Raw genomic sequence first — 14,592 nt, 5'->3', positions numbered from 1 at the left:
GTTATGCAACCCATTCCATCCATTGTTTTCGCAACCGGAACATTCCGATCCCGACAATTAAAATTTTGATCAAAATTTCGATTTGAATCCACTCTTGATGAAGCACATACAGCGCCGAATAAATCTCGGGCATAAACCAGAGCACAAGAGAGGCGCCGAATATCGCGGTGCCGGCCGATCTGTGCCGGACGTGAAGAAACCAGCTTAACCAACAGAAGAGCAAAGCCGCCGGTATCCAGAACACCTGAACCTCCAGTACGGAAGGGCTTGTCACATGGCGTTCGAGCAGCAGCGCGTAAGCCGCAATCGCCGCCACCCATCCGAACCACTGGGGCAGCGCCAGCTTCAGCCACACCCCGCAGCCGATCCAGATGGCGGCGCAGAGGCCGAGCAGCCATAGAAGGGCCGGACCGCCTACTCCCCAATGGACGTGGACGATGACGAAGCCAAGCCCCAAGAGCAAGGCCATGCCCCCTCCGAGCAGCACATAGCTTCGCGCGGGACGGCTCTCTCTTTGCCGGACGCCGACAAGGACAAATCCCGTTGCGACAGCGCACGTGACGACGATTTGCAATAGCAAAGGAAACGCGCTAAAATGAAGTACAACAAAACAAATCAAGGCAAAAATTCCAAAAGTAAGCAACCATTGTTTGCCGGATGCCTGACCGATCTGCCTTACGAGATTACCCGTAAAGCCTTTGGACCGTTCATCTAGATCTTCCAAATAGATATTCAGCAGGAAGTCGCTATATTGCTCCGGCAATAGCTTGTTGCGGCGCCAAGATTCGATTTCTTTCACGATGAGATTGCGTTTCTCTTCATCCTTCACGGCCATTCCGACGGTCCTCCCCTGCCCTTTGAACAAAAAGACCTTCAACCATAATGGCCAAGGTCTCTGTGTGCAAATACGACTCCAATTACTCCAGAAAATCCTTCAATCTCTTGCTGCGGCTAGGGTGGCGAAGCTTGCGTAGCGCCTTCGCTTCGATCTGACGAATCCGCTCGCGCGTAACGCCGAACACCTTGCCGACCTCTTCAAGCGTCCGGGTCCGTCCGTCGTCCAAGCCGAAGCGCAGACGTAGCACGTTCTCTTCTCTCTCCGTCAACGTATCCAGCACGTCTTCCAGCTGCTCCTTAAGCAGCTCGTAAGCGGCGGCGTCCGCCGGGGCAAGCGCCTCTTGATCCTCGATAAAATCGCCCAGATGGGAGTCGTCCTCTTCGCCGATCGGAGTTTCCAACGATACCGGCTCTTGGGCGATTTTCATAATCTCCCGCACCTTGTCCACGCTTAGCTCCATCTGCTCCGCAATTTCCTCCGGAGTAGGCTCGCGGCCCAGCTCCTGCAGCAATTGACGGGATACCCGGATCAGCTTGTTGATCGTCTCCACCATGTGGACCGGAATCCGAATCGTTCTCGCCTGGTCGGCGATCGCGCGCGTAATCGCTTGACGAATCCACCATGTCGCGTAGGTACTGAACTTGAAGCCCTTGTCGTAATCGAACTTCTCGACAGCCTTCAACAGCCCCATATTCCCTTCCTGAATCAAGTCCAGGAATAGCATGCCGCGTCCGACGTAACGCTTGGCGATGCTCACGACGAGACGAAGATTGGCTTCGGCCAATCTCTTCTTCGCTTCTTCGCCGTCAGGTCCGCCGATCTCGATCTTCTTGGCCAGCTCGACCTCGTCATCCGCGCCAAGCAATGGAACGCGTCCGATTTCCTTGAGGTACATCCGAACAGGATCGTTGATCTTAATGCCGGGCGGCAACGACAGATCATCGTCGAAATTGAATTCGTCGCGTTCTTCTTCGTCGCTGCCGTGGCGTCCCAATTCGTCGTGATCGTTGGAAACCTCGATGCCGATATCCGCCAGCTGCTCGAAAAACTCGTCGATCTGCTCCGGGTCCTGGTCGAACGGAGACAGCTTCTCCATTATGTCTTTATAGGTCAAGGAAGACTTCTTCTTACCTTGTTCTATTAGTTGTGCTTTGACCTGTTCCAGTGTCGATTCCGTTTCCAGTCCGGTGTGTTGATCGTTTGTCATTGCCGACTCCCTCCTCCCTGAAAAGCCGCCGCTACTGCTTGCGTTGCTTTTCCAGGGCGATAATCTCTATACCCAATTGTAATGCTCGCGCGTTATCGCCTTCCCGCAACGCGCGGTTCTGCTCTTCGGTCAAACGTTCGACCTCCCTTTCATGGGAAGCCCGACCGATCGTTCGAATGCAATCTTCCAGTTCCCGTTCGCCGAACGGTATGTCGATCATGGCGATTACGCTGGCGATTCGTTCAAGACGATCATCTTGCAGAACCGCGACGAATCTGCCGACATCAGGATCATTGTTCCGGGCGTAATAAGCATATAAATAAGCAGCCAAGGCCGCATGATCCTCTACATGAAAACGATCCCCAAGCTTCTGTTGGACGATTAAAGCCGTATCCTTGTCCTGCATCATCCAGGAGAGCACTTGACGTTCCGCATTCACATGCGCGGCTCCGAGCGGCGGGTTCTTGGATGCGGAGTGATTTCCATTCCATACATTATTCCACGATCCGGCCGGAATATCCCTTGGGGTTTCCAATTTGTCCCGTTGCCTGATCTCATAGCACTCCTGCTTCAATGTTTCGAGCGCGACTCCGAACTCCTGGGCAAGCTCCTTAAGCAGCAGCTCGCGTTCCATCGGAGAGTCCCGGCGCGCTACGATGCGGACGGCATCGCGCAAATACCTAATCCTTCCATCTTCTTCTAGGAGTATATGGGATTTCCTTAAATATATAAGCTGAAATTTGACCGCCGATACCGCGCCTTCGACGATTTCCCTAAGGAAAGGTTCAGGGCCGTAGGCCGAGACGTACTCGTCGGGATCCATCCGGTTCGGTAGCAAGCATACGCGTACCCGGAATCCGGCTTCCTCCAGCAAAGGAATGCTCTTCTGCGCCGCGGCTTGTCCGGCGTCGTCTCCGTCGTAGCAGATTACGGCTTCGTCCGCAAATCTTCTCAGGATAGCCGCATGCTCGCTCGTCAACGCCGTTCCCATCGTGGCAACCCCGTTATGAATGCCTGCAGACCATGCCTTGATCACATCCATATAGCCTTCGAGCAATACGACTTGTCCGGATTTGCGGATCGCGGAGCGCGCTTCATGCAAGCGGTATAGGGTGCGGCTTTTGCTGAACAGCGCCGTCTCGGGCGAGTTCAAATACTTGGGCTGCCCGTCCGACAGCAGTCGCCCGGCGAACGCGATTGTCTGGCCTCTCGCATCGTGTATGGGAAACATAATTCTGTCGCGGAACCGATCCACATAACCGTCGGACTCCTGCCTTCTCGACAGCAAGCCGCCGGCTTCCATCTCGGCCTCGGAGTAACCCTTGCGCGCCAAAGCCTGGGTAAGCGTATCCCATCTCGGAGGCGCGTAGCCGATTCCGAATTGCTCGATCAAGGGCTCGCCCAGTCCTCTTGAACGCAAATAATCTTTAGCCGGCTTGGAGATTTCCAGATTTTGAAGCATGTAATGGTACAGCTTGGCGCTGTACTCGTGGGCTTCCTGAACGATTCTTCTTTCCTTCTGCAAGGGAGAAGCTTCGTCGGGGACGGCATGCGTCCAGGTCACGGGAATTCCGGCTTCGTCCGCCAGCGTCTTGACCGCTTCCGGGAACGTTTCGCCTTCCATCTCCATCACGAACTTAATGACATTGCCGCCTTTGCCGCAGCCGTAGCAATGGAAAATCTGCTTTTCCGGAGTTACGGTGAAGGAGGGCGTTTTCTCGGAATGAAATGGACAAAGCCCTTTTAAATACTTGCCGTTCTTGGTTAAATGAACGTACTTGCCTACCGTCTCGGAGATTTCATGGCGGCGGAGCACTTCATCGATAACCTCTTGAGGTATCATTCCGTAATTCATGAAATCCACCCGATTTCCATTTGTGCCCGATACTTGAAAGACGCTGTCCGAGGAAGACGGCGAATCTCGTTTTCTTGCACGTAATACAATTCGCTATAGGTCGGAATTCTCCTGCATCCCCTTCAAAAGGGCTGTCAGTTTTTGTTGAAACCGGTCGCGATCTTCTTCGGTGAAAGCGCGAGGCCCCTTCGTCCGAACTCCTCCCCGACGCAGACGCGCCGAGAAATGGCGTTGCTCCAGCAAGCCTTCAATGTCGGATTCCCGAATTTGGGCGCCTCTTGGCGTAAGAACCGCAGAGCCTCTGGCCAGCCCCAGGGCGGCCAAGCCGTAATCTCCCGTCACCAGAATATCCCGTTTGGTAAGCACGTTCGCGATGTACAGGTCTGCCGACTGGCTGCTGGCATCGACGGTTACGACTTCAACGGAAGGCTCTGGATTCAATACGTGAGCGTGGCTGGATACAAGGAGCGCCGTGGCGCCGCATTGCCTCACCGCTCTGGCCACTTCCTCCTTCACGGGACAGGCATCGCCGTCCACCACGACCCGACAGGGCCGGACACTCATCGACATCACCACGCGTTTCAACCAAAGTTTGCCGTAATATTATATACGCTAACGGAAATCAAAATCCTGCCGACATCCCATCATTTTTTATGTTCCCCAAAACGGCAAAGATGAAACGATTGGAGAAATCCTCACAAGCAGATCACGGCGTTAGTCGTCATTTACTTATACGCAAAATTTTCAAAACGGTGGCATATGCGACAAAATAACCATTAAAAATACAAAATTCGACATCAATTAAAAACGACTCCACCGTCCTTGGTGCGACGGCAGACGTTGTATATCGCGCGATCGGCGCCTATCGCTGCAATTGCTCCAGGATCAGGCTTGCGGTTTCCTCGACCGCCTTGTTCGATACGTCTATCACCCTGCAGCCGATCTTGTCCATCACCTGCTTGGCATGAACCAGTTCCTTCGAGATGCGCTCCGAGGTGGCATAGGGCGCCGAATCCGGCAGGCCCAGCGCTTTCAGCCGCTCCTTGCGGATCGCATTCAACGAGTCCGGCTGTATGGTCAGCCCGATGACCTTGGATGGCGAAACCAGATACAGCTCCTTCGGCGGAACGAGCTCCGGGATCAAGGGCACGTTGGCTACTTTGAACGTCTTGTGCGCCAGAACCATGGAAAGCGGCGTTTTCGAGGTTCGGGATACCCCGACGAGCACGATATCCGCCTTGAGAATCCCGGTCACATCGCGGGCGTCGTCGTAACGCACCGCGAACTCTACCGCCTCAACCTTGCGGAAATAGTCGGCGTCCAGCACATGATTCAATCCCGGCTCGTGCCGGGACTCGTGCCCCAGCGCTCTTTCCAGATTGTCGATCAAGGGGCCCAGCAAATCGATTGCCGTCACCTGCATGAGTCTTGCCTGTTCGACCATATAGTCCCGAAGAAAAGGGATAACCAGCGTATACAGCACTATGCTATTGTCCTCTTGCGCCGTTCTGAGTACAGCGTCTATGCTCTCCCGTTTCTGAATGAACGCCGCTCTGCGGATATTGACGGACAAGGGATGAAACTGGGCGGCGGCGGCGCGCACCGCGAGCTCGCCCGTGTCTCCGGCGGAATCGGATACGACCTGAACGGTTACGCTTACTTGCGACACAAGGGTCACCCCCTTTCTACGCGATATTTTAATGAAAGAAATAGATTACCCCGCCAGCTTGGAGAAATCGGCGAACTGCTTCACATCGTCGGCGACGAGCGCGAGTACGGCCAAGCGGTTGCGGCGCAGCGCCTCGTCTTCCGCCATGACCATGACAGCCTCGAAGAAGGCGGTCACTGGCGAGCTCAAGGAAGATAACGCGGATAACGCTCCATCCATATCCTTCTCGGTAAAAGCATTCAAAAATTGACCGTGAGCCTGCTGCCATGCCTCATACAGCTTGGTCTCGGCTTCGTCTGCGAACAGGCCGGCGTCCACTTGCTTCGAATCGGCCTTGGCCGCCAGGTTGCATACGCGATTGAACGCCTCGACCGCCGGACGGAAATCCGCCTTCGTCGCTTCGGATGTCACCGCCTGCAGAGCATGAGCCCGCAGAATCGTCCGGCGCACGTCATAAGCTCCCGCTCCCAGCACCGCATCTACGACGTCGTATCGAATCGCCTGCTCGGAAAGCACATTTTTTACCCGCAGCACGAAAAACTCCTGCAAATCCTTGGCAATGTCGTGAGCTTCGCGCTTCAAGCCTCGCTCCGCCTGAACGTCGAGCGCAATTCGGAACAACTCCTCCAGCGTCACATCCAATTCATGAGCAAGCAGCGTGCTGACAATGCCCGCAGCCTGACGGCGCAGCGCATACGGGTCTTGAGAGCCGGTTGGAATAATGCCGATCGAGAAACAGCCGACGATCGTATCCAGCTTGTCGGCAATGCCGACCACGGCGCCGACCAGAGAAGCCGCCGGCTTGTCTCCGGCGTTGCGCGGAGAGTAATGCTCGTTGATCGCTCTCGCCACGCTCTCGCGTTCTCCGGCCAGCCGCGCGTAATCCTCGCCCATGATGCCCTGAAGCTCGGGGAATTCGTAGACCATCTGGGAAACCAGATCGAATTTGCAAATGTCCGCCGTGCGACTGACGTCCTTTTCCGCCTCCGGCTCCAGCCGCAAGCGCTGCGCGATGCGGTCCGCGACCTTCCGCACACGACGAACCTTATCCGCTACCGTGCCCAGCTCCTCATGATAGACGATGTTCTCCAGCTTCGCCAAAGCATCGGCGATGACCAGCTTCTTATCCTCCGCATAGAAGAACTTCGCATCGGACAGCCGAGCCCTCAGCACCTTCTCATTGCCCTTGGAGACGACATCGATAGACGTGCTGTCGCCGTTGCGCACCGTCACAAAATGCGGCAGCAAGCGGCCTTGCCCGTCGAGTACCGGGAAATAGCGCTGATGCTCGCGCATCGACGTAATCAGCACCTCTTGAGGAATCTCCAGGAAGGCAGGGTCGAACGAACCGGACAGCACCGACGGAGTCTCCACAAGGAACAGCACTTCCTCCAGCAGGTCGTCCTTTACCGCAATGTTCCAGCCGCGGTCGGCGGCCAGTCGGTTTATGCCTTCCACAATCTCCTTCTGGCGTTGCTCCACCTCTACGATGACCTGCTCGGCCAGCAATCGCTCAACGTACGAGCTCGGCTGATCGATTACGGCGTCCTTGCCCAGGAACCGATGTCCGCGAGATACGTTGCCCGAGGCCACCCCGGTAATCTCGAAGGGCACCACGTCCGAGCCATGCAGCGCAACCAGCCAGCGAATCGGGCGAACATAACGCAGCTCGTAGTCTCCCCATCTCATGTTTTTGGGGAAGGTCAGCGAAGTGACTAGCGCCGGCAGCGCTTCAGGAAGCAAGGCCGCCGTCTCGACGCCCAGGCTGCTCTTGGTCGCATAGACGTATTCCACACCCCCTACCTCGCGGAGGAACAAGGCTTCCGGCTCGACGCCCTGGCTTCTCGCGAAGCCGAGCGCCGGCTTGCTCCAAGCGCCGCTTTCGTCGTAGGCGATTTTGCGGGACGGCCCCTTCACGTCCTCCGTCACATCCTCTTGCTTATCCGCAAGCGCGGATACCAGCACCGCAAGGCGGCGGGGGGTGGCGTAAGCTTTTACTTCTCCGTAAGACAATCGGCTGTCCGTCAGCCATTTCACCGTTTTGTCCTTTAACTGCTCCATTGCCGCTCGCACGAAGCGGGCAGGCACTTCTTCCAAGCCGATCTCCAGCAGCAAGTCCTTAGCCATTGAGCGCCGCTCCCTTCTTCAGCAACGGGAATTCGAGGCGTTCCCGTTCTTGCAAGTATGTGGCCGCCACTTGGCGGGCTAAATTTCGAACTCTCGTAATGTATCCGGTCCGTTCCGTGACGCTGATCGCCCCTCTGGCGTCCAGAAGGTTAAACGTATGCGAGCATTTCAAGACGTAATCGTAAGCCGGGAATACCAGATTCGCTTCCATCGCCCGCTTCGCCTCGCTCTCGTAGGTCGAGAACAATTGGAACAGCATTGCGGCGTCGGACACCTCAAACGTATATTTGGAATGCTCGAATTCCGGCTGCTTGAATACGTCTCCATAGGCGACGCCTTCCACCCACTCCAGATCGAACACGTTCTCTTTATTTTGAATATAGGAAGCGAGCCGCTCCATGCCGTAGGTAATTTCTACCGCTACGGGATGGCAATCGATGCCGCCCACCTGTTGAAAATAAGTAAATTGCGTAATCTCCATCCCGTCCAGCCAGACTTCCCAGCCGAGCCCCCAGGCTCCGAGCGTCGGCGATTCCCAGTTGTCCTCGACAAAACGGATGTCGTGGTGCAGCGGGTCTATGCCCAGCCGCTTCAAGCTTTCCAGATAAAGCTCCTGGATGTTGTCCGGCGAAGGCTTCATGATCACCTGGAACTGGTGATGCTGATACAGCCGGTTCGGATTTTCTCCATAGCGGCCGTCTGCCGGACGTCTTGAAGGCTCGACGTAAGCGACGTTCCATGGCTCCGGCCCGATTGTTCTCAGGAAGGTCATCGGGTTCATGGTACCCGCGCCTTTCTCCGTGTCGTAGGGCTGTACGACGATACAGTTCTGCTCCGCCCAGAATTGCTGAAGCGTAAGCGTCATTTGCTGAAAATTCATCCCTTTTCGCTCCTTGTCGGCTGATCCGTTTCAGCCTCTTGTTTACGTGCAAAAAAACCCCAGTCCCACGTCTGCCTTGGCAGACATAGGGACGGGAGCTGAGCATTCCCGCGGTTCCACCCTACTTGGCCTTCGAATCCCGCCGCGCCGATCATGCGCTAACGCTTCAAAAGCCCTCTCTTGCGTTCTCTTCTCTCCAGAGTGCCCTTCGCCGACCCGTGTCTCCGGGCTTGCACTATCCCCGGCTCGCTGCTGATTGCTAACGGTATTCGGTTACTCTCTCCTTCATCGAGACGACAAACGATTATGATGATATTCTAAACTACCTCGGCTCGCCCTGTCAAACCGTTCCTTCATCATCGGCCCCGCCGATTCCGGCATCGGGCTTCCTTGCGGATTCAATGGAGCGCTGCTCCAGAGGACGATGCCCCATCAGCTCTCCGTACTTTTCCAGCTGATCCAGAAAACCGCGCGATTTCAGATTGATGTTCAAGTGGGTATCCATCCATTTTCTCAGCGCCAGCTGCAGCTGCTTTTTGGAGGTGTCGCCGACCGCGATGCTGCCCAATCTCCTTAGGTCCATTCCCGCGAATATCCGAAGCAGCTTCCACACCCCGCCCGGAAGCTCCAGCGCCGCAGGGTCCTTCGGCCTGCACAATCGGCAGAGCGCTCCGCCTGCGATTGAACTGAACCGATACGATTCATCCGTTCTGCCGCAGCTTGCGCATTCGTCCAGCATCGGAGCATATCCGGCAGCGGCAAATACCTTCATGACATACGCGCCGACGACGATCTGCGGGTCCTTGCCCTCCGCAAGCGCGGTCTGGCAAGCTTTTAATTGATGGAACAAATAGGCCGCAGCCTCATCGTCGTTAATGGCGCGATCCGTCAATTCGGAGGCGTAGGCCGCATAAGCCGGACCTTCGAGGCCCTGCCGCAGCGTTTGAAACGACTCCAGAACCTCTCCGCTGTTCAACGACCCGAGCGTGCCGGTTCGGTAGTAAGCATAATCTCCGTATGTAAACAGCTGCGCAAGCACGCCGTATCGGCTTTTCAGCTTTTTGGCCCCGCGCACGACAATGCCCTGCTTCCCGAAAGTCGGCGTAAGCAGGGTGATGATTTTATTGCCTTCTCCGTAATCCGTACTTCGGATAACGATGCCTTCCGTCCGATACAGCATCGGCTCTCATTCCTCGTCCGCGGCGTCTCCCTCGTCTTCGTCCGGCCCGGTTATTGCTCCGAGCTCTCCAGCACCGAGATTGCGCATTTCCTTGTAAAGCAAGTATGCTTCGATATCGCCGGTTTGCGTAAACACGTGCCACGTGAAATCCCGCACAGCGCCTCATCCTCTCCAGGCGAATTGATCTGCGCCTTCAAGGATTAGCATGTCTCGGGAGCTTCCGGCGTATGCCTGACACATTTTACACACGGCTGATTCAAGATTGCCTAAGGGCTTACTCTTCGCGATATCCAAGCGTCTTGAGCACGTTCTCGCGATTGCGCCAGTCCTTGTTCACCTTAACCCATAATTCCAGGAAAATCTTCGAGCCCAGCAGCTTTTCCATGTCCAGCCTCGCCTGCTTGCCTACCTCTTTAAGCAAGCTGCCGTTTTTACCGATAATGATCCCCTTCTGGGAATCGCGTTCCACATAGATGACGGCCCCGATCTGGACAAGGCCGTTGTCGGCCACGCTCATGCTCTCGATCTCTACCGCGATGGAATGGGGAATCTCCTCGCGCGTCATCTGCAGCAGCTTCTCGCGAATCAGCTCCGCGCAGACGAACTGTTCGGGATGATCGGTAATCTGGTCTGCGGGGTAATACATCGGACCTTCCTTCAAATATTTGGAGACCTGATCCAGCAGTGCGTTTACATTGTTGCCGTGAAGCGCGGATACCGGCACGATTTCCGCGAAATTCATTACCTTGCGGAACTTATCGATGACGGGCAGAATATCGTCCGGTTGAATTTTATCAATCTTGTTCAGCACGAGGAAGACCGGCGTATCCTTGACCTTCTTCAGCTGCTCGATAATATACCTGTCTCCGCCGCCGATCGGCTCCGTTACGTCCGTCAGGAAGAGAATCGCCTCTACCTCGTTAAACGCGCTTTCCGCCGCACGGACCATATAGTTGCCGAGCTTGGAGTTCGGCTTGTGGATGCCCGGCGTATCCAGAAAAACGATCTGCGCCTCATCCGTCGTATACACGCCATGGATTTTGTTCCGCGTCGTCTGCGGCTTGTCCGACATAATCGCAATCTTCTGTCCGATCGCCTGGTTCATCAGCGTCGACTTGCCTACATTCGGTCTGCCAACAATGGCGACGAAGCCTGATTTAAAGCCTTTCTTCTGCATGCTTTAGTCTCCTTCAATTGCCGTTCATTTGTTCAAATCCCGCGACGTGAACGCGCCAGGCAGCAGCTCCGACACCGTCGTCACTCGGGTATCCCCGCGCAGATTGGCAAGAATGACAGGCATGTCCGGCTCGCATAGCTCGGCCAGCACCTGTCTGCAAATGCCGCAAGGCGCGATCGGGTGATCCGTATCGCCGATGACGGCAACCGCCTTGAATTCGCCGGCCTGGCGACCGTCCGCAATAGCGCGAAACAAGGCTGTGCGTTCTGCGCAGTTCGTCGGCCCGTAAGCGGCATTCTCCACGTTGCAGCCGTGATGAAGCTCTCCGGCGGCGTCCAGAACAACCGCGCCCACTGCGAAGCCGGAATAAGGAACGTAAGCCTTGGAGCGGGCCTTCCCCGCCTCCTCGACGAGCTGCTCCTTCGTGACGCCAAGGTTGTTCAAGTTCATGTGCATCCCCCTCCGCATTATCCCCGTCTATTCAAAGCAAAGCCGCCATAACGGCGGACCTAGCACAATCGCGCCGACAGCCGCCGCGAATACCGCCGTCATCAACACGGCGCCGGCCGCCGAATCCTTGGCCGCCTTTGCCAGCGGATGCTTCTCGGGCGATATCCGGTCTACCGTTCGTTCGATGGCCGTGTTGAACAGCTCGGCCGTCCATACGCTTGCAATAGCGGCCAATAGCCAAAGCCAATCCTCGCGGGAGACGCGAAGAAGCCCTCCCAGCAAGCCGACGGCTAGCCCGGCTGCCGCGTGAAACCGCATGTGGCGCTCGCTGCGCAATGCTTCCCAGATGCCCGCCCCTGCGCTGCGGAACGCCCGAACCTCGCGCGAACGCCACTCCTTCACCGGGTCAGCCCCGCTTCCTGCAATACCTGCTCCTGCTTGGCGAACATCTCGCGCTCTTCTTCCTCGTTCCCATGATCGTAGCCGAGCAAATGAAGAAAACCGTGAACAAACAGAAAACCGAGCTCCCGCTCGAAGCTGTGACCGTACTCCTCGGCCTGCGACTCGGCCCGGGGAACGGAGATGACGATGTCGCCCAGCAAGTCCGAGAACGGGTCGTTCGCCTGAACCTCGTCCTCCCAGCCCTCGCTGTCATCTCCCGAGGATTCGTATTCTTCTTCATAGCGAATATCCGCCTGCTCCCCCTCGATCATGGAGAAGCTGAGGACATCGGTCGGTTTGTCCAAGCCGCGATACTGGCGATTGAGCTCTCGGATGCCTTCCTCGTCCGTCAGCGTCAGCGTGACGATGCCTCTGTCGACGCCCTCCTTCTCTCCCGCGATCTTCAACAGCTTCTCCAGTACATCGATCCAGCGTTCCTCGCGCTCGCCCGCGCCGCCTTCCCGCTCGTCTATCCATTCCAGGCTCAAGGTCATGCTTGATTCTCCTTTGCTTCCTTCGCTTTTTTCAATTCCTTATCGTCCGGATACTCAATTCTGGAATGGAACATTCCGATGACCGTTTCCTTGAGCGTCTGCGCGATCTTGTCCAGCTCTTTCATCGTCAGGTCGCACTCGTTGAACTGGTGATCGTCAAGCCGATCCTTGATAATCTTCGCGATCATTTCCTCGATCTGCTCGACCTTCGGATGATTCAGCGAGCGAACCGCCGCCTCCACGCAATCGGCGATGCCGACGATCGCCGCTTCCTTCGACTGCGCTTTGGGTCCCGGATAACGATAATCGTCCTCCGTAAAGTCGATCTCCGCCCCCTGCTCCTGCGCTTGCTTGACCGCTTTGTAATAAAAGTATTTCAGGAATGTCGAGCCGTGATGCTGCTCGGCGATATCGCGAATCGGCTTGGGCAGCTTCTGCGCCTTCAGCATCTCCGCGCCATCCTTGGCATGCGCGATGATAATCGAGGCGCTCACCTTCGGATCGAGCTTGTCGTGCGGATTGCCCGACGCGTTCTGATTCTCGATGAAATAGAGCGGACGCTTCGTCTTGCCGACATCGTGATAGAACGAGCCGACCCGGCAGAGCAGCCCGTTCGCGCCGACGGCTTCGGCAGCCGCTTCGGATAAATTGCCCACCATCAGGCTATGATGATACGTGCCCGGCGTTTCGGTAAGCAGCTTGCGCAGCAGCGGATGATTTGGATTGGCCAATTCGACCAGCTTCAGCGCGGACAGAATTCCGAATGTCACCTCGAAGAAAGGCATAAGCCCGATAACGAGGACGACCGTAAGCAGTCCGCTGAAGAGCATGAAGATGACCGATTGGATAAGCTGCGCACGGCTCGGCTCCGGGTCGACGAGCATCAGCGCCAGCACGGCTACCGACCCGAACAGGCTGACCATAATGCCCGCCTTCAGAATTGAGGACCGTTGGCTCGCCCGATGAATGGCTAGCACGGCCGTGAAGGACACGACGGCGGTGACGAACCCGTAGCGGAAATCGAAAATATGCTCCTGCTCCACGTTCAGAATAACGCTGGAAAGCAGCGTGAACAGAAAAGAGCTGACAAGCCCCAGATGCACGTCCAACAGCAGCGTGACGAGCATGCTGCCCATCGCCACCGGCGCCAGATAGCCGACAAGCGGCCAATCCGCGCTGTGCGCGAGGGCGACCAGGTGCATGAACAGAATATTTAACGTAAAGATGAGCAGCATCATGACCCAGTGCGCATTCGTCCGCTTCTGAGCGGACGTGGCGGCTGTCAATTCGCCGTAGCCGTATAACGCCAAGGTGAAAATGGCGGCAAAAAGCAGCACGCCCAGCTGCGGCAGATAGCTTTTGCGCTCCTGCAGCAAGCCCAAGGAATCAAGCTTCTCATAGAGACTTTCCGTGATGACTTGTCCGGCTTTAACGACGATGTCTCCCTGCTTGATGAGCACGGCCGGCGTATTCTGCTTGGCCTCCACCTTGGCATCCTCGGTCGCTTTCTTATCGAAAAACTTGTTCGGCAGAATCGCGAGACGGGCAAGCTCCTGCACGATCTCCCGCTCTGTTTTCAAGGACAGCGAGCTGGCATTGACGAACTCCGCCACCTTTGTGCGCGCCGTCTCGGCCTGTGTCAGAGGCTCGCTCGTGAGCTTCCGCACCACATCTCTTCCGACCGCCCTCATCTCTTGCAGCTGCTCCTGAGACATGCGCGGAATCTTGTAGTAGGTCTCCTCGGGAATGGCATACTTCTGCGTATCGACGACACGCTGCATTTCCGTCAGCAAGTCCGCGGAGTATGTCTCCGACCCCCGATTGGTCATGACGAAGTTCGCGACATACTGATCTACGCGTTCCGGAATGACCCTGCGGAAAATGTCCACCCGATCCGCTTCCGTAATCTGGTCGTCCATGTTCAGCTCTTCGATTCTCGCGAACAGCTCGTTTACGAGCACCTCGTTGCGCAGGGCCACGATCGAGTAAATCTGCGATACTTTCTCCGCCGCCTCTTCCTGGGCCTGCAGGGTCGCCTTCTCGTCCAGCTCCTGGCGCGGCGCCTTGATATCCTTGTCCGCCTTGCCGTTTAACGTAATATCATAGGTCTGCGGAACAAGCCTCGGAGAGAGGCTGAAATAAAATAAAAACACAAAAAGCAGGAGCAGGAGCCAGCGCATTGCCGCGCTGTTCTTCCATCCTGCCGCTGCTCCGGACAAGGTAAGCGGATTGCTTGGCTGGCCGCTGTTCTTCCGACTCATCCGGCTCTCCCCT

General features: G+C 56.3%; 14 protein-coding genes. All 14 read right to left on the bottom strand.

Going from position 1 to position 14,592, the window contains the following annotated elements:
- Position 1 precedes the first annotated feature (1 nt).
- Positions 2 to 835, bottom strand: a complete 834-nt coding sequence (locus ACFO1S_RS19295) for a hypothetical protein (protein WP_204601197.1) — start codon at positions 833 to 835, stop codon at positions 2 to 4.
- Positions 836 to 917: 82 nt separating this feature from the next.
- On the bottom strand, positions 918 to 2,045 hold the full coding sequence (gene rpoD, locus ACFO1S_RS19290; RefSeq protein ID WP_204601196.1) for an RNA polymerase sigma factor RpoD: 1,128 nt from the start codon (positions 2,043 to 2,045) through the stop codon (positions 918 to 920).
- Between the two features lie 31 nt (positions 2,046 to 2,076).
- Positions 2,077 to 3,900 carry a DNA primase gene (gene dnaG, locus ACFO1S_RS19285; protein WP_204601195.1) on the bottom strand — a complete coding sequence of 608 codons (1,824 nt, stop codon included), beginning with the start codon at positions 3,898 to 3,900 and terminating at the stop codon, positions 2,077 to 2,079.
- Between the two features lie 93 nt (positions 3,901 to 3,993).
- Positions 3,994 to 4,464: a YaiI/YqxD family protein gene (locus tag ACFO1S_RS19280; protein WP_378127376.1), complete on the bottom strand. Its 471-nt coding sequence runs from the start codon at positions 4,462 to 4,464 to the stop codon at positions 3,994 to 3,996.
- A 298-nt stretch (positions 4,465 to 4,762) separates the two neighbouring features.
- Positions 4,763 to 5,569, bottom strand: a complete 807-nt coding sequence (locus ACFO1S_RS19275; RefSeq protein ID WP_204601193.1) for a pyruvate, water dikinase regulatory protein — start codon at positions 5,567 to 5,569, stop codon at positions 4,763 to 4,765.
- A 45-nt stretch (positions 5,570 to 5,614) separates the two neighbouring features.
- Entirely contained in the window at positions 5,615 to 7,696 is a 2,082-nt protein-coding gene (glyS, locus tag ACFO1S_RS19270) for a glycine--tRNA ligase subunit beta (RefSeq protein ID WP_204601192.1), read from the bottom strand.
- The gene (gene glyQ, locus ACFO1S_RS19265; RefSeq protein WP_204601191.1) at positions 7,689 to 8,576 is read right to left on the bottom strand and encodes a glycine--tRNA ligase subunit alpha; all 888 of its coding nucleotides are present in this window, start codon (positions 8,574 to 8,576) and stop codon (positions 7,689 to 7,691) included. The genes glyS and glyQ overlap by 8 nt, the downstream gene beginning before the upstream one ends.
- 340 nt (positions 8,577 to 8,916) lie before the next feature.
- Positions 8,917 to 9,756, bottom strand: a complete 840-nt coding sequence (gene recO / locus ACFO1S_RS19260; RefSeq protein WP_204601190.1) for a DNA repair protein RecO — start codon at positions 9,754 to 9,756, stop codon at positions 8,917 to 8,919.
- Between the two features lie 6 nt (positions 9,757 to 9,762).
- Positions 9,763 to 9,912, bottom strand: a complete 150-nt coding sequence (locus tag ACFO1S_RS19255) for a YqzL family protein (RefSeq protein ID WP_204601189.1) — start codon at positions 9,910 to 9,912, stop codon at positions 9,763 to 9,765.
- Positions 9,913 to 10,030: 118 nt separating this feature from the next.
- A complete protein-coding gene (gene era / locus ACFO1S_RS19250) occupies positions 10,031 to 10,933 on the bottom strand; it encodes a GTPase Era (protein ID WP_204601188.1) in 903 nt (300 codons plus the stop codon).
- Between the two features lie 24 nt (positions 10,934 to 10,957).
- Positions 10,958 to 11,383, bottom strand: coding sequence for a cytidine deaminase (locus ACFO1S_RS19245; protein ID WP_204601187.1), 426 nt, complete (start codon positions 11,381 to 11,383; stop codon positions 10,958 to 10,960).
- Between the two features lie 27 nt (positions 11,384 to 11,410).
- Positions 11,411 to 11,785, bottom strand: coding sequence for a diacylglycerol kinase family protein (locus tag ACFO1S_RS19240; protein ID WP_378127372.1), 375 nt, complete (start codon positions 11,783 to 11,785; stop codon positions 11,411 to 11,413).
- Positions 11,782 to 12,318 carry an rRNA maturation RNase YbeY gene (ybeY, locus tag ACFO1S_RS19235; RefSeq protein ID WP_204601186.1) on the bottom strand — a complete coding sequence of 179 codons (537 nt, stop codon included), beginning with the start codon at positions 12,316 to 12,318 and terminating at the stop codon, positions 11,782 to 11,784. Before ybeY ends, ACFO1S_RS19240 begins: the two co-directional genes overlap by 4 nt.
- Entirely contained in the window at positions 12,315 to 14,579 is a 2,265-nt protein-coding gene (locus ACFO1S_RS19230; RefSeq protein ID WP_204601185.1) for an HD family phosphohydrolase, read from the bottom strand. The genes ybeY and ACFO1S_RS19230 overlap by 4 nt, the downstream gene beginning before the upstream one ends.
- Positions 14,580 to 14,592: the final 13 nt, after the last annotated feature.

Source organism: Cohnella boryungensis (assembly GCF_042651945.1).
Classification (GTDB): domain Bacteria; phylum Bacillota; class Bacilli; order Paenibacillales; family Paenibacillaceae; genus Cohnella; species Cohnella boryungensis.
Note: the sequence above shows the minus strand (reverse complement) of the source record. Positions and strands in the feature narration are given on the sequence as shown.

Excerpts from the sequence above, each read along its gene's own strand:
- ACFO1S_RS19295 (WP_204601197.1), bottom strand. The coding sequence starts at position 835 with ATGGCCGTGAAGGATGAAGAGAAACGCAATCTCATCGTGAAAGAAATC.
- rpoD (WP_204601196.1), bottom strand. The coding sequence starts at position 2,045 with ATGACAAACGATCAACACACCGGACTGGAAACGGAATCGACACTGGAA.
- dnaG (WP_204601195.1), bottom strand. The coding sequence starts at position 3,900 with ATGAATTACGGAATGATACCTCAAGAGGTTATCGATGAAGTGCTCCGC.
- ACFO1S_RS19280 (WP_378127376.1), bottom strand. The coding sequence starts at position 4,464 with ATGAGTGTCCGGCCCTGTCGGGTCGTGGTGGACGGCGATGCCTGTCCC.
- glyS (WP_204601192.1), bottom strand. The coding sequence starts at position 7,696 with ATGGCTAAGGACTTGCTGCTGGAGATCGGCTTGGAAGAAGTGCCTGCC.
- glyQ (WP_204601191.1), bottom strand. The coding sequence starts at position 8,576 with ATGAATTTTCAGCAAATGACGCTTACGCTTCAGCAATTCTGGGCGGAG.
- recO (WP_204601190.1), bottom strand. The coding sequence starts at position 9,756 with ATGCTGTATCGGACGGAAGGCATCGTTATCCGAAGTACGGATTACGGA.
- era (WP_204601188.1), bottom strand. The coding sequence starts at position 10,933 with ATGCAGAAGAAAGGCTTTAAATCAGGCTTCGTCGCCATTGTTGGCAGA.
- ACFO1S_RS19245 (WP_204601187.1), bottom strand. The coding sequence starts at position 11,383 with ATGAACTTGAACAACCTTGGCGTCACGAAGGAGCAGCTCGTCGAGGAG.
- ybeY (WP_204601186.1), bottom strand. The coding sequence starts at position 12,318 with ATGACCTTGAGCCTGGAATGGATAGACGAGCGGGAAGGCGGCGCGGGC.
- ACFO1S_RS19230 (WP_204601185.1), bottom strand. The coding sequence starts at position 14,579 with ATGAGTCGGAAGAACAGCGGCCAGCCAAGCAATCCGCTTACCTTGTCC.